Genomic DNA, 19,921 nt, shown 5'->3' on the forward strand with positions numbered 1-19,921 from the left:
CCGTTCCTGTGAAACCGCGGCGGCGCGAACGGACGGTATCGGCCGAAATAGCGCATGTGGCCGAATAACACGGCAGGCGAGCATTGAAAGCGCTTTTATGGGGTCCGACGCTATCGAGGTGTACAGCCTGCCCGGGGTTGATGATTCTCCCCGCCGTCAGGGAAGACCGCGACCAATGTGGTCAGCCGGCGGGGCAGTCGAGCCCGCGAGCAGGAAAGGTGAACAACCCATGCCAGTCTACGTAGAATTTGACGTCCCAGCCGACCTCGCAGAGAACGCCCTCGAGGCGCTCGAGGTCGCCCGAGACACCGGTACAGTGAAGAAAGGAACCAACGAGACCACCAAGTCCATCGAGCGCGGCAACGCCGAGCTCGTCCTCATCGCGGAAGACGTCTCCCCCGAGGAGATCGTCATGCACCTGCCCGAACTCGCCGACGAGAAGGGTATTCCGTACATCTTCATCGAGACGCAGGACGAAGTCGGTCAGGCCGCCGGCCTCGAAGTCGGCTCCGCCGCCGCCGCCATCGTCAACGCCGGCGAGGCCCAAGAGCAGGTCGAGGACATCGGCTCGAAGGTCGAGGAACTCCGGTAATCCACCATGAGCGCAGAAGAGACTGCCAGCGACTCGACGTCCGCCGAGGTCATCGAGATCGTTGGCAAGACCGGGATGCACGGCGAGGCCATGCAGGTCAAGTGCCGCATCCGCGAAGGCTCGAACCAGGGCCGGATCATCACGCGCAACGTGCTGGGCCCCGTCCGCGAGGGCGACATCCTGCAGCTTCGTGAGACCCAGCGCGACGCCGACTCCATCGGAGGTCAGTAACAATGGTCGAAAAGCGCACGTGCGACTTCAGCGGCGAGGAAATCGAGCCCGGAACGGGCACGATGTACGTGAAGAACGACGGTACCGTCCTCCACTTCAAGGACTCGAAGGCCGAGAAGAACTACTTCCTCGGCCGCGAGGCCCGCGACGTGGAGTGGACCGCCGAAGGACAGGCCGCCGGCGGCCCTTCCGGCGAGGAGACTAACGAATGAGCCACCACGACGAACGCACCTTCGTGATGGTCAAGCCCGACGGCGTCCAGCGCGGACTCGTGGGCGACGTCGTCTCCCGCTTCGAGGACCGCGGTCTGAAGCTCGTCGCCGGGAAGTTCATGCAGATAGACGATGACCTGGCGCAGGAACACTACGGCGAACACGAGGACAAGCCGTTCTTCGAGGACCTCGTCGAGTTCATCACGTCCGGCCCCGTCTTCGCGATGGTCTGGGAAGGCGCGGACGCGACCCGACAGGTCCGCTCGATGGTCGGCGAGACCGACCCCGCGGAGTCCGCCCCGGGCACCATCCGCGGCGACTACGGTCTGGACCTCGGTCGGAACGTCATCCACGCCTCCGACCACGAGGACGAGGGCGCGAACGAGCGAGAGATCTCGCTGTTCTTCGACGAGGACGAACTCGTCGACTATGACCGCGTCGACGAGACGTGGCTCTACGAGGACGCGGACGACCACTAACCGCCCCCGACGCAGTTTTCTCTTTCCTCCGTTCCGATAGCCGCCGCGCCGCTTTGCCGTCCGACCACCGTGTCGTCCGACCGCCGTGTCCCGCCGAGCGCACGCCGCCGGGAACTTCCCGCCGGAGCGACCGTCGGGCGGCGCTGACGGTCTCTCCCGGGGCAGAAAAACCGTATTCGTTACGGGCGCGAAACGAGGTCCGATGACGGAACTCGAACTGCTCCTGTGGTTCTTCGCGAGCGCTCTCCTCGCGGGCGGCGTCGCCGTCCTCCTCGTCGCGTCCGTCTTCGCCGTCGCCGCGGCGCGCCTGACGAGGGCGGCGAGCGCGGTACTCGCGCCGACTTCGACGGCGGACCCCGCCGCGATACGCGACGTCGAGGCGCACCTCGCCGACCTCCGGAACGCGCCGCGAATCGACAGCGGCGTGATTCGCCGGGTGGTCCCCGAGGCGCGGCGCGGGGCGGGCGACTCGCGGTTCGGGCGGCGGTCCGGCGTCCGCTTCGACGTGGCTCTCCCCCTCGAATCGCCCGAGGACCGGGTCGCGTCGGTGTGGGTGCCGACGCCGAACCACCTCACCGGCGAGACGGAGCTCGAACGCGTCGCCGCCGCCTGCGGCGTCGAACCGTCCCGCCTCTCCGACGCCGTCGGCCGGGAACTCCCACTGACGTACGCCGGCGACGGGCAGTGGGTGATTCGCTCGCCGTCGAACGACGCCGCCGCCGCGGGACCGGAGACCGAACTCGCCTGAATCCGGGCGTCGAGCCTCCGTTCGCCGTCACCCGGTTCGGTACGCTTCGACCACGGCCTCCCACGAGACGGTGCCCTCCTCGACGATTCGCTCGGGGTTGAGTGCGTCCGATTCCAACGCGGCCAGCGCACTCGGGAGGTTCGGGTCCAAACCGCCGAGGACGGACGCGAGGTTGTTCGTATCCTGCGGCGGCCGACCTGTCTGTTCGATGCTGAGTTCCGGCGCGTCGCCCTCCTCGTCGGTGACGACGACGCGGTGGACCATGCCGAACGGTTCGTGCGGCGGACAGTAGAAGTCGTAGACGCCCTCCTCCTCAAAGCGGTAGAGCCAGTACCCGCCGACCGGCACGATGGGCGAGGAGACGGGTTCGGCCCCGTCGGGGACGCGGTGCTGTCGGCCGTGGCGTTCGTGGTAGGCCGTCACGCCGTGGTCGGGCGCTTCCGCACTGTACAGCACTACGTCGCCCGGACTCACCCGCAGTCCCGCCGGTTCGAAGTGGAAGCCCATCGTCTCGGCGAGCAACGCCGCGATTTCGCGGACGGTCACCGACTTCGAGGACCCGTCCGGCAACTGTACCGTCACCTCCGAGTTCGGGTTCGACAGTTCGCCCTCGTCCACGGAGCCGTCGGCCGCCGCCTCGTTGACGTTTCGGAGCGTGGAGTCGGAGAGCGACCCCCGCCCGCCGACGGCGAGCAACGGTTCCGGGAGGTCCGTGTACATCTCGACTTCGTGCGACGGGCGGACCGACTTCCCGAACGCCTCGAAGCAGTCCTCGGACGCCTCGCCGAGGCAGGGACTCTCCGCCGCGGAGGCGTACCCGAAGACGGGGTCGATGTCTTTCGGACGCCGCGGCGCCGCCGGGCCGTCCGACCCCTCGGACCCGTCGCCGTCGCCGTCGCCGCATCCGTCGTCTCCCGTCGCCGTCGCCGCCCCCGCACCGAGCGAAAGCGCCGTCGACGCGCCGGCGACGCGCAGCACCGTCCGCCGCGGAATCTGTCGCCTCGAAGAACTGTTCCGCTCGCCTCCTGTCGAACCGTGTTCGTCGCTCTCGGGTGGCATACGCACGGAAAATGATTCCTAACCCACATAATCATGCGCATCTTGGCAACCGTATGACATTCTCGGCGAGACGTATCACCGGCGCGGCGTTCGAGGGTCGCGACTGACCGGAAGGAAGTCGAGAAACGGCGTCGTCTACGGTCGGAAAAGAGTCAGCGAACGCGGGGTCAGTCTCAGTCGGCCTTCGGCGTCGCCGCTACATCGATTTCGCCCGAATCGAGTTCCGCTTCGACTTCCCGCGCGGCCGTCACCATGTTCTCCATCTTCCGGTAGGCGACTTCGCGGGGGAGAAGCTTCACGCCACAGTCGGGCGAGACGGTGAGTTTCTCCGGCGGGACCACCTTCAGACCCTGCTGGATGTTCTCCTTTATCTCCTCGACGGACTCCACCTCGGCGGTGTGGACGTCCACGACCCCGAGTGCGAGGTCCGGTTCGAACTCGGGGTCGGTGAACACGTCTATCTGCTCGTAGCCGCCGTTGCACAGTTCCACGTCGAACTCGTCGATGGGGAAGTCGTTGAGTTCGGGGTAGATGCGCGAGTAGTCGCCGTAACAGACGTGGAGGCCGATGCGCACCTCGTCGTCGATGCCGTCGACGATGCGTTCGAGACACTCGCCGACGATGGCGTGGTCGTCGGGCGTCGTCGCGAGGGCGGGTTCGTCTATCTGGATGTAGCGCGCGCCCGCCTCGACGAGTTTCTCGACTTCCGTGTTGACGAGGTCGGCGAGGTCGTAGGCGAGGTCCTCCTCGGTGTCGTACGCCTCGTTGAACGACCAGCGAGCGAGGGTGTACGGGCCGGTGATAGGCACCTTCACGGGCTTTTCGGCCACGTCGGAGGTGAACTCGAACTCGTCGACCAGCCACGGTTCGTCGTACTCGACTTCGCTCGCGACGGAGGGCTTATCGAAGTAGTTGTGTCCCCACACCTTCACCGGGCCGTTGAACTCGTAGCCGGGGATGCGGTGGGCGAAGTACTCGACCATCTCCTCGCGGCGCATCTCGCCGTCCACGACGGTGTCGAGGCCGGCGTTCTCGTGTTCGTGAGTGATGACGCGCGCGGCGTCGTCGTACGCCTCCGCCAAGTCGTCGTCGTCGAACTTCGACCCCTCGTCCTCCGCGAGTTCCTTCGAGCGGTTCAGCCACTTCGGCTTGGGGTAGCTCCCGACCACCGTGGTCAGGAGGAAGTGGTCGTTCTCGTGGCCGTTCGGTCGGAACTGCTCGCGGTTGTCTGCGTTTCGTGCCATTACGCCTCCACCTCCGTCTGGAGGTCGGCCGCCTCTGCGAGGACGGCGAGTTTCTCTCGGTGCTTGTTCACGGGTAGGTAGAACGGTTCGGTGTTCGTCGTGAGGTACGTCGTGTCGAACGTCGCCATCTGCACTTGGTCGAGGACCCACTCGACGCGTTCGCGGACCGTCTGGGGGTCTTCGACCAGCGTGTTCTGGCCGTCCACGAGGCCGAGCGAAATCGAGTCCTTCGTCCCGTACTCGTTGACGTTGTACAGCGTCTGTTCGCGGTCGGCCTCCACGAAGTCGAAGCCGATGGCGTCCACATCGGCGTCCATCAGGTGAGCGTACGTCTTCTCGTCGAACGCCTCCCAGTAGGTGTGGACGACGACGTCGGCGTCGGTGGCGTCCGCGACGGCGTCGACGGCGTCGGGGACGCGTTCGGCGATGTCCTCGTCGGGCGCGTCGGTGACCAAGGAGGGTTCCAGAAGGTAGAGCGTCTCGTGGTCGGGGAACGCCTCGACCTCGCCGCCGAGGAACTCGGCGACGGCGTCGAGGAACTCGGCCTCGTCGCCGTAGTGTTCGTCGGAGGCCAGTTCGGAAAGCGAGTACGGACCGGGGAGGACCGCCTGAAGCGGTTCGCCGTCGAGTCGGTCCGCGGTCGCCTCCAGTTCGTCCGCCACGTCGCCGGAGAACGTCAGATCGCCGACGACGCGCGGGTCGCGGTAGAAGTTGTTGTTGTCGTAGTAGCGCACGATGCCGCCCGTCTCGACGTTCTGGTGGACGGTGAGGGGGTGCGCGAGCATGTCGTCCCAGCGGAGTTGCCCCTCGACGATGCGGTCCAGGCCGGCGTCGAGTTGAGCGTCTACGACCTCGGCGCGGGCGTCCTCGTAGACGGCGACGATATCGTCGGATTCGTCGCCCGAGATGAGGTCGTGTTTCTGGTGGCCTTTCAGGTCCGAGAGGTCTGTCTTCGCCCAATCGGGGAGGGGATACAACCCGGGCGTCGTGGCGACGAACTCTGTCATCGTCTCCCCGTTGGAAATGCCGCTGCTTAATATTTGCTAATGCATCTAATGCCTCTCGGTTATTTCCCCGAGAGCGCGAGGACGCTCAGCGTCTCGAAGGGGTACGACTCCCGGACGACCACGTCGTGGTCGAACCCCCGGCGTTCGGCCCTCTCGACCACCTCGTCGTACCCGGTCAGCGAACTCACCAAGAGCAGGACGACGCCGCCGGGCGCGAGTACCCGCCCCACGTCGTCCACGAACGGATCGATGAGTTCTCGGCCCGTCTCGCCGCCCGAGAGGGCCCGTTCCATCCAGTCGGACCACTTGTTGTCCGGGTCCGTCGGGAGATAGGGCGGGTTGAACGCCACGGTGTCGAACGAATCGTCGGCGAACGGATCGAGCAGGTTCGCGCGGACCACCTCGATGCCGCCGTTCCCCTCCGGGGCCGCCGCCCGCCCGCGTTCGCGCGCGCTTCGGCACGCGTGCGGGTTCACGTCGGTGGCGACGACGCTCGCTACGTCCGCCGCCTCCGTCGCCGCCTGCTCCGCGACCCACCCGGACCCAGTGCCGACCTCCAAGAACCGCCCGCGGCCGCGTTCGACGACGGCCTCCGCGAGGAGTCCGGAGTCCTCGGCGGGTTGGTAGACGTCCGTCTCCATCCCGCGTCGCTCCGCCAAGTCGTCGCCCGTCACGACCCCTCATCTCCCTGCCTCGTCCGCGACGACGACTCGCCGTCGTCGCCTCTCCCGTCGGTCGCGGGCGTCTGCGATTGGTCGCGTCGGGCGTCCGGTCCCTCGTCGGGGGTCGGGCCCTCGCCGCCCGCGAGGACGAACCCCTCCTTCTCTTCGCGCGCCATGAGTTCCTGTTGCGGGTAGGGTATCTTGATTCCCTCGCGGTCGAACGCCTCCTTGACCGCGCCGACGATGGCCGTCTGCGTCCGCCACTTGCGGCGGGCGCTGGGTCGGTCTATCCACGCGCGGACGCCGAGGAGCACCGCCGAGTCGCCGAACTCCTTGAGGACCACCTGCGGCGAGGGGAGCGAGAGCACGTCGTCCAGTTCGGCGACGGCCTCTTGGGCCACCTCGGCGGCGCGGTTCACGTCGGCGTCGTAGTCCACGCCGACTTCGACTTCGATGCGGAGTCTGCCCTTCCGACTCCGGTTGACGAGCGTCTCCGCGGAGATGACGTCGTTCGGGACCATCACGTACTCGCCGTCGAACGACTGGATGCGCGTGTTCACGATGGTGATGTCCGTCACGATACCCTCGTGTTCGCCGACTTCTATCCAGTCGCCTATCTCGAAGGGGCGCGAGAACATGAGGACGAACCCGGCGATGAGTGCGCCAAGCGTCTGTCTCGCGGCCATCCCGACGACGATGCCGAGGAAGCCCGCCCCGACGAGCAACCCGCCCAAGTCGGCGTTCCAGACGCCGAGGACGACCACGGTGGTCACGAAGTACACCGTCAGTTGGGCGAGGCGGTAGATGACCTCGCGTTGGTGGTCGCTGATATTCGGTTGACTCTGCGCCACCTCGTCGGTGAGTTGGTGGACGAGGCCGGTCACCGTGTACGCACTCACGAGGAGCAACCCCGAGAGGGCGAGTTGGACGACCACCCGCCTGCCGAACTGGTACTGTTCGTACACCTCGACGAGTTGGGCCGAGAAGCCCCAGACGCCGACGAGGAGTAGCGCGCCGCCGACGGTGACCGCCATCGTCGCCAGCGTGACGCCGACGTGCCAGACTGTGGGGGGTACCCGCGACGGCACCCGGTCGTGGAACGTGTTCGTCCGCCCCAGTACGAACGTGACGACGGCGACGACGGCGACGGTCACGGCGACTCTCGCCGTCAGCGAGGGGATGAACATCCGCGGTACGGCGAGGGGGAGGCCGCTCTCCGCGAACGCCACCGTCGCCGCCGTCGTGGATGTGTGCGTCTGCATCGGGGGAGATGAGCGTGTTCGCTACCGGCCGTGTTCGTCCGCGAGCGTCGCCAAGGCGGCGAAATCTCCGGGAGCCATGTTTCCGGCGCGCTTCCGAAGCACGTCCTCGTCGGCCGCCTCGACGACCGCCTCGGGGTCCGAGAGGCCGGAGATGTGCGCCGTGTTGCGGATGCCGTTCCGGATGGTCTTGCGCCGTTGGGTGAAAAGCGCCTTCACGAAGTCGAGGAAGAACGCCTCGTCCTCGACTTCGTAGTCTGGCTCCCGCGGCGTCACGCGGACGACGGCGCTCTGCACCGCCGGTTTCGGGGAGAACGCCTTACGCGGGACGGTTTCGACCACCTCCACGTCGCCGTAGTGCTGTGCGCTCACCGAGAGGCGGCCGTAGTCGTCGGTGCCCGCGTCGGCGGCCATCCGTTCGGCGAACTCCTTTTGGAACATCAACACGAGCGGTCGGCCCCGCGGGAGCAGTCGGAACGCTATCTCCGAGGAGATGCCGTACGGGAGGTTCGAGACGCAGGCGGTGAACTCCGGCAGTTCGACCGAGAGGGCGTCGCCCTCCAGCACGGTCAGCCGACCGCTCTCTACGTCGTCCTCGAACTCCTCGCGCAGGAACGCCGCCAGCCGACGGTCGCGTTCGACGACCGTCACCCGGTCTGCGACGCGGAGCAACCGGTCCGTGAGCGCTCCGGTCCCGCCGCCGACTTCGAGCACGTGCGACGTGTCGGCGTCGTCCGGGAGGTAGCCGGGGACCCGGTCGAGAACTCGGTCGTCGACCAGAAAGTGTTGGTCCTGCTCCGGGTCGCCCCGGACGCCCGCCCGACGGACGAGCTCGTCTGGGTCGCGCGGGGGGACGCCCGTCTCGGCGTCCGACTGCTGCTCTGTCATCGTTCGCCGTTTCGTCCGCGCGGGTGTAAACGTCTCGGGTCGCCGCGTAACGACGACTCGACGCCGGAGAAACAGCTCGGGGCTACTCGTTTCGACCGACGAACGTCTTGTACTTCAGGTCGTCGTCGCGCAGTTCCTCCATGATTCGCTCGACCAGCACGTCTTTCGGGTGGTGGAGTCCGGAGACGCGTTCCTCCAAGTCCTCGAAGCTCTCGAACGGCCCGCGCTTCCGTTCGTCGAGGATGTTGTTTCGGAGCTTCTTCCCGATTCCGGGGAGCAGGTTCAGCTGGTGGAGCCTGAGGGTTATCGGTTGGGCGTCGTTGTAGAAGTCGACGAACCGGCGTTCGTCGTCCTCGACAACCTCCTCGACCACGTACTCCAGTTCGGCGTTGGCGGTGTTCGAGAGGTCGTCGTACTCGATTTCGTACAGTTCCTCCACCGCGTCGCGTTCGCCCGGCGGGCCGACGGCGACCCGGTCCCCGATACCGAGGCCGGCCTCCTCGTCGAGGCGGAGTTCGAACAGACGGAAGTTGTCGATGCCGAGGGCGTACGCTAAGGGGGATTCGTCGTAACTGCGACTGTCCGCCTTACCGTGAGCGAGGTAGTCCAAGATGACCGCGTAGCGGACGTCGGAATCGCCTGTCGCCTCCGTGTCGGCGTCACGAGACGAGGCCTCGTGGCCCGACGAGCCGTGCTCGCCGGCGTCGGCGTCTCCGCTGTCAGGGGGCGTCATGTCAATAGATACGCCGACGGCGTATTTAAAAAGTTGGCCGTCTCAGGCGTACTTCGCTACCACGTTCAGAATCTCGTCGAGTTCGTCGCCGCTCAGGGCGTACCGCTGCTGCGCGTACAGCGAACGAAGTTCGTCTCGACTCTGCGGCAGCAAGTCGGCGATTTTGAACGCCGTCTGTTCGTCCACCTTCTCCAGTTCGAGGAGCTCCTCGACGAGTTCGCGCGACTCCTCGGGGTCGAGGACGGCGAATCGGTTGACGTGTTCGATGGCGCGTGCGAGTTCGTAGCGGATGTCGCGCTCTTCGTCCGCGGCGCGTTCGGCCTCGACATCCTGGAGGAGCGACTTGACCTCGGAGACGGTGAGGTACTCCTCGTCTACCTTCTGTTTGAAGATGGTCATCGGCGTGGGGTTTACTGCTGCGCGCGGAGGTGGGCGGCCTTGGCGATGATCGTCTTGTCCTTCCCACCGTCGTTGATCTGGATCTTGAACGCGCGGCCCTGCTTACCGATGACTTCGCCCGTGTGCCCGTTGAAGCGCGGGTGGAAGCGCCCGCCTCGGACGCTCGGGTCGATCTTGAGGTGGACCTTCTCGCCCTCCTCGAACTCCTGAATCGCACGCTGCGGCGGGGAGGTGCCGCGCTCGCGCGCCTTGTTCGAAAGCTTTCCTCGCGTGCCCTTGAGCGGACCGTTGGAACTCGGCATAGTCGTGAAGACGAATACAGGGGTCGAAGTTATAAAAGGCACGTTCCCGTCCGGAGCGTGCGTCGAACCCACGTGGACGCGCCCGCGACGGGCGGCGTTCTCCGACCGGACGGGAAGGAATTTGGGTGCCGTCCACCGAAGGGAAGGTATGACCGACGAAAGCGAGGAGCGAATCGAGACGCGCGCCATCCACGCCGGCCAGGACCCCGACGAGGAGACGGGTGCGCTCATGACGCCCATCTTCGCCAACTCGACGTACGTGCAGGACGGTCCCGGCGACCACCGCGGGTACGAGTACTCCCGGACGGGCAACCCGACGCGGACCGACCTCGAAGCGAACATCGCGTCGCTCGAAGGCGGGTCCCACGGCCGGGCGTTCTCCTCGGGGATGGGCTCTATCAACACGGTGTTGAACCTGCTGGAGGCGGGTGACCACGTCGTCACCGGCGACGACGTGTACGGCGGGACGCACCGCATCTTCACGCAGGTGTACGAGGACTACGACTTGGAGTTCGACTTCGTGGACACCACCGACCACGACGCCGTCGAGGAGGCGATGCGCGAGGAGACGGAACTGCTGTGGGTGGAGACGCCGACGAACCCGCTCATGCGCGTCAACGACATCGAGGCCCTCGCGGACGTCGCCCACGAGTACGACGCCCTCTGCGCGGTGGACAACACGTTCGCGACGCCGTACCTCCAGCGACCGCTGGAACTCGGCGCGGACATCGTCTCGCACTCGCTGACGAAGTACCTCGGCGGCCACTCCGACGTGGTGGGCGGCGCACTCGTCACGAACGACGAGGAGTTGGACGAACGACTCGGCTTCTATCAGAACTCCGTCGGCGCGACGCCCTCGCCGTTCGACTGCTTCCTCGTCCTCCGCGGGACGAAGACGCTCCCCGTGCGGATGGACCGCCACTGCGACAACGCCCGCGAACTGGCGCGGTGGTTGGAGGACCACGACGCCGTGGACAGGGTGTACTACCCCGGACTGGAGTCGCACCCCCAACACGATGTCGCGAAGAAGCAGATGGACGACTTCGGCGGCATGCTCTCTTTCGAACTCGACGGAACGCTCGAACAGGCCTCCACGCTCGTCTCCGAGACGGAGGTGTTCACGCTCGCGGAGAGTCTCGGCGGCGTCGAGAGCCTCATCGAGCAACCCGCGGCGATGACGCACGCGGCGATTCCCCGCGAGGAACGCGTCGCCGCCGGACTCTCGGACGGACTCGTCCGCGTCAGCGTCGGCGTCGAACACGTCGACGACCTGAAGGCCGACCTCGAACGGGCGTTCGACGCGGCGCTGTAACCCAACGCGGACGCTCCCGGTGCGCGGCAGACACCTAAGCGTTCGAGAAACACGAAAAAAGATATTCTTTCGGAGCACGTACGTCTGCGCATGGCGCAAGAGTACGCGACGGGCAGCGAAGCGCTTCCGAAAGAGAGCGAGACGGCGCACGCCGACGTGGACGTTCCGCACGGGGAGTCGCAGTCGGACGCGACTCACCCCGACACGACCCACATCGCCGAGCAGTTCGGCGCGGGTGCCTCCGTCGCGGTACTGGTCGGCGCTCTCGCCGGCGTCGGGGCGATGGCCGCACTCGGCACGTCCGCGGGGGCGGCGCTCGTCATCGCGTCGGGCGTCGGACTGATACTCGCTCCGCTGGTGGGTATCGCGGCGTCGGAACGCGGAGAATAGGTCGGCGCGCGAACGCCGTCCGCGCCCTCAGATACGGCCGACGTTCTCGACGGAGACGCTCTCGACGTCGTCGACGCCGTTGAACGCCTCTTCGACGGCTTCCGTGCCGCCCGCGTCGTCCGGGACGATGACCGTCGGGAGAAGCGCGATGAGGCCGAACGCGACGTTGTCGCGCTCGAATCCGTTTATCTTCGCGCCCTCGGGGAGGGACTCCTCCAGACGCTCTTGGAGTTCGTCGAGGTCGATCTCCGGGCTACTCGGCATGACCTTGAGTTTCGCAGCGACCTTTCCCATCGTTCTAGGGTCCCATGAAGCCGCAGTCGGGACATTCGTAGAGGTTACTCTGCTTGCGGCACTTGGAACAACGCGAAATTTCGTGGCCGCACTCCGGGCAGTCGAACGTCGCGGCGGACATGCCGGAGATGTTGATGCCACAGGACACGCACTGGTGGGCGTGTCGCTGTTCGGACTCGCTCATGTAGTCGATAAAGCCGTCCGCGACTTTTAACGGTTGTCTTTCCGGGTCACCCGACGAGGACGGGGCCGACGAGGACGCCCATCAGGTGGACGCGCCGCGCGCCGAATCGCGGCGGCAGGAGGCCGATGACGGCGGCGACGGCGAACGCGCACGCGCCGACGACCCCGGCGAACAGAAACGACAGCGACCACAGGAGCGCGAGCACCGAGAGCGAGAGCCGCCGGTGGGAGAACGACCGGGCGGCGCGGAGGTACCGGTCCCCGACGAGGGGGACGAGAACCGCGCCCGCGCCGCCCGCGAGGACGACGACGGCCAACAGGCCGGTCAGACCGAGGGGCACGCCGCCGGGCGCGGCGGACGCGAGGGCGACGGTGACGCCGCTTCGGGGCGCGCCGACGACGGCGAGCGATCCGAGCGCGAAGACGGCCGTCGCGGTGTTCGCTCCGCTGGTCGCGACGAGGTACGCCCGGTCCGTCGCCCCCTCGGCGTTCGGCGTCGCGCCGCCGCTTCCGCCGAGTGCCAACACCGCGGCGACGCCCGCGGAGACGCCCGGCAGGTAGCCGACGAGGACGCCGCCGCCGACGCCGGAGAGCGCCGAGCGGACGACGATACCCGGCGAGAGGCCCACCCGCCCCTCCGCCTGCGGGGGAATCGGCCCGGACGCGTCCACCGAATCGAGGACGACCGGCGCGCCGAACAGCCCGGCGAAGAGCGGCGCGAGCATCGACGCCGCGTCCGCGGCGGCCAACGGGCCGCCGGGCGGGAGGTCCAGCGTCAGAAACCCGAGTGCGGCCGCGAGGAGGAAACAGCCGACGCCGGCGACGCGCGCCCGGCGGGTCGGTTCGGCCCACACGAGGAGACAGACGACGGCCGCCAGAAGCAGGGGGAGCCACGTCCGGAGCAGGTGGGACCACTCCGAGACGAGGTGCGAGAGGGGGACGGAGAGCGGAACGGCGACGAGGAGGGCGGCGACGCTCCCCAGCGCCGACAGTCGGAGCGCCTCCGTCCCGCACCCCGCGAGGACGAGCCTGTGTCCCGGAAGCGACGCCGGGGCCGTCGCGGCGTCGGGGACGCCGAGGACGAGTCCCGGCACCACGTCGAGGAACGTGTGGACGATCCCGGCGGCGAGGATCGCGGCGGCGACGGCCGCCGGCGGCCCCGGGAGCGACGGCGCGGCGGCGGCAAGAGCGAGGGCGAACGCGTTGGCGTGCAGGCCGGGGACGAGTCCGCTCACGGAGCCGAGGGCGACGCCGCAGAGGGCGAACGCGAGCGTCGTCGCCGCGGGCGCGACGGAGACGGCGGCCGCTGGGGCGAGTGCAGTCGTCGCCGGTTCGAACGTCGACGCGGGCATCGCGGCGGAGTGGCCGCCTCACCCTACTTGAACGTTCGCTCGATTAGGTGCCGTCGGTTCGGAGTACGGTGGCCGTCGCTGGTCGGGCGGTATCGAAAGAAATGCGGATTCCGAGACGATACGAGGCGTCGGTGAGACGCCCGAGGTTCCGGGAGTTACCCGAAGAGTTCGCCGAGGCCCTCGCCGTCGGCCTCGTCTTCCTCGTCTTCCTCGGCTTCGGCCTCGTCTTCCTCGGCTTCGGCCTCGTCCTCGTCCTCGTCGGCGGTCTCGACTTCGCCACCGGCACCGCCCGCGGCGGGCGCGGGAGCGGCGGCGGCCGTCTCGACGGCCTCCTCGATGTCGATGTCCTCCAGCGCGGCGACGAGCGCCTTGACGCGGGATTCCTCGACGTCCACACCGGCGGCATCGAGCACCGCGGTGACGTTGTCTTCGTTGATCTCTTCGCCCGACTCGTTCAGGATGAGAGCTGCGTAAACGTATTCCATTGTTGAATTCCTCCGTTGTTATCCGAACATCGCTCCGAGGCCGTCCGCACCGTCGCCGTCGTCTTCGTCGTCGTCGTCGTCGTCGTCGTCGGCGTCGGCTTCCGCCTCGGCTTCTTCTTCGTCTGCCGATTCTTCGTCCGCCTCGTCCGCTTCGGGCTGGGCCGCGGGGGCCTCGACGCCGCGGAGCTCCTCGGGGAGGGCCTCCTCGTCGTCGATCTGCGCCGCGAGCGAACGGAGCTGCGCGTCGGCCTTGGCGACGAGGTCCGGCATGAGGTCCGGGTCCTCGATGGCGGCGAACAGGCCGAGGGCCTTGGCTTCGCCGGTCGCCTTGCCGAGCAGCGCGGGCGCGGTCTGGGCCGTCGGGTAGACCGCGTTGATAGAGAGGTTACGTGCGCCGGCCGCGGCGGACTGGATGTCCGCGCGGTACTCCTCGACGTCGATGGCGAGTTCGTCCGGCTCGAACAGAACGCCCTCGGAGTAGACGCCGCGGAGGTCGAGACCGACCTCCTTCGGCTCGATACCGAGTTCGCTCAGCACGTTCGCAAGGTCCTCGGAGACGACCTCGCCCTCGTCGAGGACGTGGGAGTCTTCGGTGACCTTGATGGACCCCTCCATGATGCGGGCGTTCGCGCCGACCTGCTGAAGCTCGCCGACGAAGGGACCGGGGTCCACGCCCGTGTCGCCTTCGGGGATGACGATGTCGTTCGGCGCGACTTCGCCCGCGTTGATGGGGGCGGGCGTCTTCGACGCTTCGAGTTCCTTGTACAGGGCGAACGGGTTGTCGTTCGTCCCGATGAGTGCGACCTGCCCCTCCACGTAGTCGACGAGTTCCTCCAGACCGTCGTCGACCGCTTCGAGAGCGCGGACGGTCAGCGTGTTCCGGCTCATCCGGACTTCGGCGCTGCCGTGGAGCTCTCGCCGCATCGACTGTAGCTGGCGGCTCGGGATGCCGGCGACGTCGACGACGCCGACGGAGGAGTAGCGTTCGAGGAAGTCGGTGAGCTCACCGACCTCGACGCGCTTCCACTCGGGGATGGTCTCCGTCTTGCGGACGGACTCGGACTCGCTCATGCGGGCACCTCCACGGACGGACCCATGGTCGTCTTCACGTAGATGCCGTCGATGTTGAGCGGGCCCTTTTCGAGGTCCGCTTCGAGACGGCGGATGATGACGTCGATGTTCTCCGCGATTTCGTCGGACGACATGTCCTCGGCACCCACGCGGGTGTGGAACGTCCGGCGGTCACGACTGCGGAGTTGGACCGTGTTCTTCATGCGGTTCACGGTCTCGACAACATCGTCGTCGGGCTGGAGTGGCGTCGGCATCTTACCGCGAGGACCGAGGACGGTACCGAGGTACCGACCGATGTCCTGCATCATGCTGGCTTCGGCCACGAAGAAGTCGGTCTCGTCCGCGAGGTCCTTGGCTTCGTCGGTGTCGTCACCGAGGTCCTCGAGGTCGTTACCGTCCAGTACTTGGTCAGCGACGTCCTCCGCGCGGAGCGCGGTTTCTCCGGTAGCGAACACCACAATCTGTGTGTCCTGGCCGGTACCGGATGGAAGAACGACGCTTTCGTCGACACGCTGCGACGGGTCGTTAAGGTCTAAATCGCGCAGGTTGATTGCGAGGTCCACCGTCTCACGGAAGTTCCGCGGGGGGGCCTCCTCAATTGCGCGAGAGACTGCGTCAACTATCGTATCTGCCATTATTCACCTCCGTAGTACGCAGGATTGCTCCTACGGGTCAGTGAAACAGGCTACTGCCTGCCTCGTACGACGCGAGGAGAGTTTCGGCCTTAAGTCCGTCGAAGCAATCGCCCCTCGAACGGCGGTTTTTGCGGCGGAAACGCCCGTTTCCGTGTGAACGTCCCCCACGTCGAAACGCCCGGTGGACGAACGGCGCCCGACGCCACGTGCGGACGAAAACGGAAGAGACGAACCACGGAGAGACGAACGGCGCGGAGACGGGCCCGCGGCTATCGGCGGCGACGTTCCGAAGAGAAGAACCGCTCTGGTCCCGAGCGAGCAGAGAGCGTTACTCGTCGGCGAATACGTCGTCGTACTCGCCGTCGTCGATACGCTTCTTGAACTCGCGCGGGTTGTTGCCTTCGATGGTGACGCCGAGGGACGTGCACGTCCCGACGACTTCCTTCGCCGCGTTGAGCGAGTCGTACGAGAGGAGGTCCGTCGACTTCTGGTCGGCGATCTTCTTCACCTGATCGGCGCTCAGGTCGGCGACGAAGTCCTTCTGGGGTTCGCCGGAGCCGGTTTCGAATCCGGCCTCGTCCTTTATGAGCTCCGCCGTCGGGGGGACGCCGACTTCGATGCTGAAGGAACCGTCGTCGTCGTACTCGACGGTGACGGGGACCTCCATGCCGTCGAAGGCAGCGGTCTCGTCGTTTATCTCCTGCACGACGTCTTGCACGTTCACGGGCGTCGGCCCGAGTTCGGGACCGAGCGGCGGACCTGGGTTGGCCTGCCCGCCGGGAACGAGCACTTCGATAGTTCCAGCCATACCTCAAAGGACCAATCCGCGACTTTTAACGGTTTTCTTTCGGTCGAACGGCCTGTCACGCCGACACAGGGTGCGAGAGCGCATCCGTCGCGGCGGAACGAATTTCGCCCCTCCGGTCCCGTATACGGTATGTTCTCGGAACTGGCCCCAGACCTGTTCGTCCTCTCCGAACCGCTGTCGTTCCACGGCTTCGAGATCGGTCGGAACATGGTCGTCGTCCGCCTCCCGGACGGCGACCTGTTCGTCAACTCGCCGGCGGGGTTGACCCCGGACCGCGTCGCTGCGCTGAACGACCTCGGGACGGTTCGGTACGTCACGCCGTCGAGCAAACTCCACGGTCACCTCCACATGGAGGAGTACGAACGCGCCTTCCCGGACGCGGAACTGTTCGCCGCGCCCGGACTCGACCGCCGCCGCGCGGACCTCGCGTTCGACGGCTTGCTCGGCGGGTCACCCGACCCCCGGTGGGCCGACTCCGTCGACCAGACGGCGTTTCTCGGGCACCGGTGGCTCACCGAGATAGAGTTCTTCCACCGCCCGACCGGGACGTTGATTCTGGGCGACGTCTGCTACAACCTTGGCCCCGACGCGCCCCTGAAGACTCGACTCGCGGCCCGACTCTTCGGGATGTTCGGAGGCGTCTCCGTGCCCCTCGACCTGCGGTACACCGTGAAGAACGAGGCCGCCGCGCGGCGGTCCGTCGAACGGATACTGGCGTGGGACTTCGAGCGAGTCGTCGTCGGCCACGGCCGGGTCGTCGAACGCGACGCGAAGCGTCGGGTGCGCGAGGCGTTCGAGTGGCTCTACTGACCCCGCCTCAGAGTTCGACGGCGAACGGCGCGGCGTCGGCGGCGGACTCCGCCATCGCGCCGAGAAGCGCCGCCGCGCCGTCTAGGTCCTCCGTGTCGACGACTTCGACGGGCGTGTGCATGTAGCGGTTCGGGATGCCGACGTTCAGCGAGGGGATGCCGCTTCGGGACGTGTAGAACGCGTCGGCGTCCGTCCCGGTTCGGATGCCCGTCGCTTCCAGTTGGACGGAGACGCCCGCATCCTCGGCGGCGTTCCGCGCGAGGGTCACGACGGCGGGGTGGTTCGCGCTTCCGCGGCAGACGACCGGTCCGCCGCCGAGTTCGACGGGGCCGATGCGCTTGCCCGGCACGTCCGGGTTGTCCGTCGCGTGCGTCACGTCCACCGCGACGACGGCGTCGGGGTGGAGGTCGTAGCCGACCATCTTCGCGCCCTGCGCGCCCACCTCCTCTTGGACGGTGCTGACGGCGTACACCGTCGCCTCGGCGTCGGACTCGGCGGCGCGTCGGAGGCCCGCGGCGGCGGCCCACGTCCCGACGCGGTTGTCCATCCCGCGGGCGGCGACGCGCGTCCCGTGCAACTCGCGGACGCGCGTCTCGATGGTCACCGGGTCGCCGATTTCCACGAGGTCGGACGCCTCCTCGGCGCTCTCCGCCCCGACGTCCACGAACTGCTCTTCGATGTCCTCGTAGGACTCCTCGCCCCCGTCGCGGAGGTGGATGGCCGTCTGGCCGACGACGCCCGGAACGCCCTCGGTGTCACCGGACTGCGTCCGGTTGCTCGCGGGACTCTGTCCCGTGCTGTCACCGGTGCCGCCGGTTCCGTTCGAGGTGTGGACCGTCACGTGTTGGCCCTGCGAGACGGTTCGGTCCGCCCCGCCGAGGGGGCCGATGCGGAGGAACCCGTCGTCGGTCACGTCGCGGACGATGTAGCCGATTTCGTCGGCGTGGCCGGTGAAGGCTATCTCCGGGCCCTCGCCGGACCCCTCGTGGACCGCGACTGCGTTGCCGTAGGCGTCCACCCGCACCTCGTCGGCGAACTGTTCGACGTAGTCGACCCAGACGCGTTGCCCGCGGGTCTCGAACCCCGAGGGACTCGGCGTCGTCAACAGGTCGTCGAGGAAGGCTCGTCGCTCGTCGTCCATGCCCGACGGTTCGAACAAACGGCGGATTAACGCACCGGTCGGGCACAACCTCTAATACACTTGTCGGCGTAGTGATATTGCTATGGTAGACATCACGCTCTTCGAGATCAATCTCCCAGAGGGAACGTCGTTCAACGCGAGTAACATGGTACCGCTCATCGGCGGCCGCGGGAAAGACGAGGGCGAGCAGTCCGACGACTCGCAGTCGTCCGGCCTCGAAATCGGCGGCATAAGCGGGACGTCCGACTCCGACTCCGAGTCCGGTTCCGACTCCGGGCCCGAATTGAAGTCCCTGTCCGGCGACTCGGAGCCCCAGTCCGGCGACTCCGGGTCCGACTCGTCCGGCGGCCGCGGAAAGGCCGCGCCCCTCCTCGGGTTGCTCCTCTTGGCCGCCCTCGCGGTGGCCGCCCGGACGCTCATGGGCGGCGGCGACGAGGATGTCGAGGAGTTAGAGGAGCTCGACGACCTCTCGGAGATGGACGTCGAAGCGGGCGAGTAACCCGCCTCCGCGACGCCGACACCCGGGCTTTTTCTTCGACGCGCCGACGACTCGCGCGCCGACGCGGTCGGATAGTCTTAAGCGGCGGCCGAGAAATTCCACGAACATGACCGTCTCCAGCGCTCCCGGGAAGGTGTACCTGTTCGGGGAGCACGCAGTCGTCTACGGAGAGCCCGCGGTCCCCTGCGCAGTCGAGCGACGGGCGACCGTCACCGTGGAGGCGCGCGAGGACGACCGCATCCGCGTCGAAGCCAGCGACCTGAGCCTCGACGGGTTCACCGTCGAGTACGGCGGCACGACCGACCGGAGACCGGACGTGGACGTGCCCGCGTCGCTCCTCGACGCCGCGACGGGGTACATCGACGCGGCGGTCGAACAGGCTCGCGACGCCGCCGACGCGCCGGACGCCGGGTTCGACGTGACCATCGAGAGCGACATCCCCCTCGGGGCGGGCCTCGGGTCCTCCGCCGCCGTCGTCGTCGCCGGCATCGACGCCGCGACGCGGGAACTCGGCGCGCCACTCGACAGGGAGGAACTCGCCGACAGGGCGTACCGCGCCGAGTACGAGGTGCAGGACGGCGAGGCGTCCCGCGCGGACACGTTCTGTTCGACGATGGGCGGGGCCGTCCGAATCGAGGGCGACGACTGCCGCCGCATCGACGCGCCGAACCTGCCGTTCGTCGTCGGATTCGACGGCGGCGCGGGCGACACGGGCGAACTCGTCGCGGGCGTCCGCGCCCTCCGCGAGGAGTACGGCTTCGCCGCCGACACCGTCGAGAGCATCGGCGACATCGTCCGCCGCGGCGAGGCACTCCTCGCGGACGCCGACCCCGAGGCGACGCCGACGGAGGGTCTCCTGACGGAACTCGGCCGCCTGATGGACTTCGACCACGGCCTCTTGGAGGCCCTCGGCGTCTCCTCGCGGACGCTGGACAACATGGTGTGGGCCGCCCGCGAGGCGGGCGCGCACGGCGCGAAACTCACCGGCGCGGGCGGCGGCGGATGCATCGTCGCCCTCGACGAGACGCAGGAGACGAGCACCGCGCTTCGCTACACCGCCGAGTGCGAGAACGCGTTCCGCGCGGAACTCGACAGAGAGGGCGTCCGCGTGGAGGGGGCGTAGACG

At 67.5% G+C, this 19,921-nt stretch carries 27 protein-coding genes; 10 read left to right on the top strand and 17 right to left on the bottom strand.

The features are described 5' to 3' along the window. The first annotated feature begins 229 nt into the window (after positions 1 to 229). The 5 genes from rpl7ae (at position 230) to ACFQEV_RS06910 (ending at position 2,262) form a co-directional block, all read left to right on the top strand. Positions 230 to 592, top strand: coding sequence for a 50S ribosomal protein L7Ae (gene rpl7ae, locus ACFQEV_RS06890; protein ID WP_379694025.1), 363 nt, complete (start codon positions 230 to 232; stop codon positions 590 to 592). Between the two features lie 6 nt (positions 593 to 598). Further along, complete coding sequence (locus tag ACFQEV_RS06895) at positions 599 to 823, top strand: 30S ribosomal protein S28e (RefSeq protein ID WP_006054022.1); 225 nt, start codon at positions 599 to 601, stop codon at positions 821 to 823. A gap of 2 nt (positions 824 to 825) precedes the next feature. Then, positions 826 to 1,035, top strand: coding sequence for a 50S ribosomal protein L24e (locus tag ACFQEV_RS06900; RefSeq protein WP_379694030.1), 210 nt, complete (start codon positions 826 to 828; stop codon positions 1,033 to 1,035). Further along, positions 1,032 to 1,514: a nucleoside-diphosphate kinase gene (ndk, locus tag ACFQEV_RS06905; protein ID WP_379694033.1), complete on the top strand. Its 483-nt coding sequence runs from the start codon at positions 1,032 to 1,034 to the stop codon at positions 1,512 to 1,514. Before ACFQEV_RS06900 ends, ndk begins: the two co-directional genes overlap by 4 nt. A 202-nt stretch (positions 1,515 to 1,716) precedes the next feature. After that, on the top strand, positions 1,717 to 2,262 hold the full coding sequence (locus tag ACFQEV_RS06910) for a hypothetical protein (protein ID WP_379694036.1): 546 nt from the start codon (positions 1,717 to 1,719) through the stop codon (positions 2,260 to 2,262). A gap of 27 nt (positions 2,263 to 2,289) precedes the next feature. Here the strand turns inward: ACFQEV_RS06910 and ACFQEV_RS06915 are convergent, their stop codons facing one another. The 9 genes from ACFQEV_RS06915 to ACFQEV_RS06955 all read right to left on the bottom strand — a co-directional run bounded on the left by ACFQEV_RS06915 (position 2,290) and on the right by ACFQEV_RS06955 (position 9,815). Next, positions 2,290 to 3,321 carry a plastocyanin/azurin family copper-binding protein gene (locus ACFQEV_RS06915; protein ID WP_379694039.1) on the bottom strand — a complete coding sequence of 344 codons (1,032 nt, stop codon included), beginning with the start codon at positions 3,319 to 3,321 and terminating at the stop codon, positions 2,290 to 2,292. A 173-nt stretch (positions 3,322 to 3,494) separates the two neighbouring features. Then, positions 3,495 to 4,565: a methionine synthase gene (locus ACFQEV_RS06920; protein ID WP_379694042.1), complete on the bottom strand. Its 1,071-nt coding sequence runs from the start codon at positions 4,563 to 4,565 to the stop codon at positions 3,495 to 3,497. After that, positions 4,565 to 5,572, bottom strand: coding sequence for a 5-methyltetrahydropteroyltriglutamate--homocysteine methyltransferase (locus tag ACFQEV_RS06925; protein WP_379694044.1), 1,008 nt, complete (start codon positions 5,570 to 5,572; stop codon positions 4,565 to 4,567). The genes ACFQEV_RS06920 and ACFQEV_RS06925 overlap by 1 nt, the downstream gene beginning before the upstream one ends. 59 nt (positions 5,573 to 5,631) lie before the next feature. Then, a complete protein-coding gene (locus tag ACFQEV_RS06930) occupies positions 5,632 to 6,246 on the bottom strand; it encodes a HemK2/MTQ2 family protein methyltransferase (protein WP_379694046.1) in 615 nt (204 codons plus the stop codon). Continuing rightward, positions 6,243 to 7,496, bottom strand: a complete 1,254-nt coding sequence (locus ACFQEV_RS06935; RefSeq protein ID WP_379694048.1) for a mechanosensitive ion channel family protein — start codon at positions 7,494 to 7,496, stop codon at positions 6,243 to 6,245. Before ACFQEV_RS06935 ends, ACFQEV_RS06930 begins: the two co-directional genes overlap by 4 nt. 21 nt (positions 7,497 to 7,517) lie before the next feature. Further along, positions 7,518 to 8,381 (bottom strand): 16S ribosomal RNA methyltransferase A, encoded by an 864-nt coding sequence (locus ACFQEV_RS06940; protein WP_379694051.1) that lies wholly within the window; start codon positions 8,379 to 8,381, stop codon positions 7,518 to 7,520. An 82-nt stretch (positions 8,382 to 8,463) separates the two neighbouring features. After that, complete coding sequence (locus ACFQEV_RS06945; RefSeq protein WP_379694054.1) at positions 8,464 to 9,114, bottom strand: DUF655 domain-containing protein; 651 nt, start codon at positions 9,112 to 9,114, stop codon at positions 8,464 to 8,466. Between the two features lie 42 nt (positions 9,115 to 9,156). Next, on the bottom strand, positions 9,157 to 9,513 hold the full coding sequence (locus ACFQEV_RS06950; protein ID WP_379694057.1) for an RNA polymerase Rpb4 family protein: 357 nt from the start codon (positions 9,511 to 9,513) through the stop codon (positions 9,157 to 9,159). Positions 9,514 to 9,524: 11 nt separating this feature from the next. Next, a complete protein-coding gene (locus ACFQEV_RS06955; protein WP_379694059.1) occupies positions 9,525 to 9,815 on the bottom strand; it encodes a 50S ribosomal protein L21e in 291 nt (96 codons plus the stop codon). A 148-nt stretch (positions 9,816 to 9,963) separates the two neighbouring features. On the opposite strand from ACFQEV_RS06955, the gene ACFQEV_RS06960 reads away from it, so the two are divergent. Then, positions 9,964 to 11,127, top strand: coding sequence for a cystathionine gamma-synthase (locus ACFQEV_RS06960; protein WP_379694061.1), 1,164 nt, complete (start codon positions 9,964 to 9,966; stop codon positions 11,125 to 11,127). Between the two features lie 90 nt (positions 11,128 to 11,217). Continuing rightward, positions 11,218 to 11,517 (top strand): hypothetical protein, encoded by a 300-nt coding sequence (locus ACFQEV_RS06965; protein ID WP_379694063.1) that lies wholly within the window; start codon positions 11,218 to 11,220, stop codon positions 11,515 to 11,517. Between the two features lie 27 nt (positions 11,518 to 11,544). On the opposite strand, the gene ACFQEV_RS06970 is transcribed toward ACFQEV_RS06965, so the two are convergent. From ACFQEV_RS06970 to ACFQEV_RS07000, 7 genes are all read right to left on the bottom strand, one after another. Continuing rightward, positions 11,545 to 11,811 (bottom strand): elongation factor 1-beta, encoded by a 267-nt coding sequence (locus tag ACFQEV_RS06970; RefSeq protein WP_092533755.1) that lies wholly within the window; start codon positions 11,809 to 11,811, stop codon positions 11,545 to 11,547. A gap of 4 nt (positions 11,812 to 11,815) precedes the next feature. Continuing rightward, positions 11,816 to 11,995: an HVO_2753 family zinc finger protein gene (locus ACFQEV_RS06975; protein WP_092533758.1), complete on the bottom strand. Its 180-nt coding sequence runs from the start codon at positions 11,993 to 11,995 to the stop codon at positions 11,816 to 11,818. A 46-nt stretch (positions 11,996 to 12,041) separates the two neighbouring features. Further along, positions 12,042 to 13,346, bottom strand: a complete 1,305-nt coding sequence (locus ACFQEV_RS06980; protein ID WP_379694066.1) for a tripartite tricarboxylate transporter permease — start codon at positions 13,344 to 13,346, stop codon at positions 12,042 to 12,044. A gap of 155 nt (positions 13,347 to 13,501) precedes the next feature. Continuing rightward, positions 13,502 to 13,831, bottom strand: coding sequence for a 50S ribosomal protein P1 (rpl12p, locus tag ACFQEV_RS06985; RefSeq protein WP_379694069.1), 330 nt, complete (start codon positions 13,829 to 13,831; stop codon positions 13,502 to 13,504). A gap of 18 nt (positions 13,832 to 13,849) precedes the next feature. Further along, positions 13,850 to 14,902: a 50S ribosomal protein L10 gene (locus tag ACFQEV_RS06990; protein WP_379694072.1), complete on the bottom strand. Its 1,053-nt coding sequence runs from the start codon at positions 14,900 to 14,902 to the stop codon at positions 13,850 to 13,852. Continuing rightward, positions 14,899 to 15,537 (bottom strand): 50S ribosomal protein L1, encoded by a 639-nt coding sequence (locus ACFQEV_RS06995; RefSeq protein ID WP_379694075.1) that lies wholly within the window; start codon positions 15,535 to 15,537, stop codon positions 14,899 to 14,901. Before ACFQEV_RS06995 ends, ACFQEV_RS06990 begins: the two co-directional genes overlap by 4 nt. A gap of 328 nt (positions 15,538 to 15,865) precedes the next feature. Beyond that, positions 15,866 to 16,345 carry a 50S ribosomal protein L11 gene (locus tag ACFQEV_RS07000; protein WP_379694078.1) on the bottom strand — a complete coding sequence of 160 codons (480 nt, stop codon included), beginning with the start codon at positions 16,343 to 16,345 and terminating at the stop codon, positions 15,866 to 15,868. 129 nt (positions 16,346 to 16,474) lie between these two features. Here ACFQEV_RS07000 and ACFQEV_RS07005 point away from each other — a divergent pair, with 129 nt between their 5' ends. Continuing rightward, positions 16,475 to 17,155: a DUF4336 domain-containing protein gene (locus ACFQEV_RS07005; protein WP_379694081.1), complete on the top strand. Its 681-nt coding sequence runs from the start codon at positions 16,475 to 16,477 to the stop codon at positions 17,153 to 17,155. Between the two features lie 7 nt (positions 17,156 to 17,162). Here ACFQEV_RS07005 and ACFQEV_RS07010 read toward each other — a convergent pair whose 3' ends face one another. After that, entirely contained in the window at positions 17,163 to 18,296 is a 1,134-nt protein-coding gene (locus ACFQEV_RS07010; RefSeq protein ID WP_379694084.1) for a M20/M25/M40 family metallo-hydrolase, read from the bottom strand. 82 nt (positions 18,297 to 18,378) lie between these two features. On the opposite strand from ACFQEV_RS07010, the gene ACFQEV_RS07015 reads away from it, so the two are divergent. Together ACFQEV_RS07015 and mvk are read left to right on the top strand one after the other, a co-directional pair. Beyond that, positions 18,379 to 18,795 carry a hypothetical protein gene (locus ACFQEV_RS07015; RefSeq protein ID WP_379694086.1) on the top strand — a complete coding sequence of 139 codons (417 nt, stop codon included), beginning with the start codon at positions 18,379 to 18,381 and terminating at the stop codon, positions 18,793 to 18,795. A gap of 106 nt (positions 18,796 to 18,901) precedes the next feature. After that, positions 18,902 to 19,918: a mevalonate kinase gene (gene mvk, locus ACFQEV_RS07020; RefSeq protein ID WP_379694089.1), complete on the top strand. Its 1,017-nt coding sequence runs from the start codon at positions 18,902 to 18,904 to the stop codon at positions 19,916 to 19,918. Positions 19,919 to 19,921: the final 3 nt, after the last annotated feature.

It is taken from the genome of Halopelagius fulvigenes, from assembly GCF_042662625.1.
Lineage (GTDB): Archaea > Halobacteriota > Halobacteria > Halobacteriales > Haloferacaceae > Halopelagius > Halopelagius fulvigenes.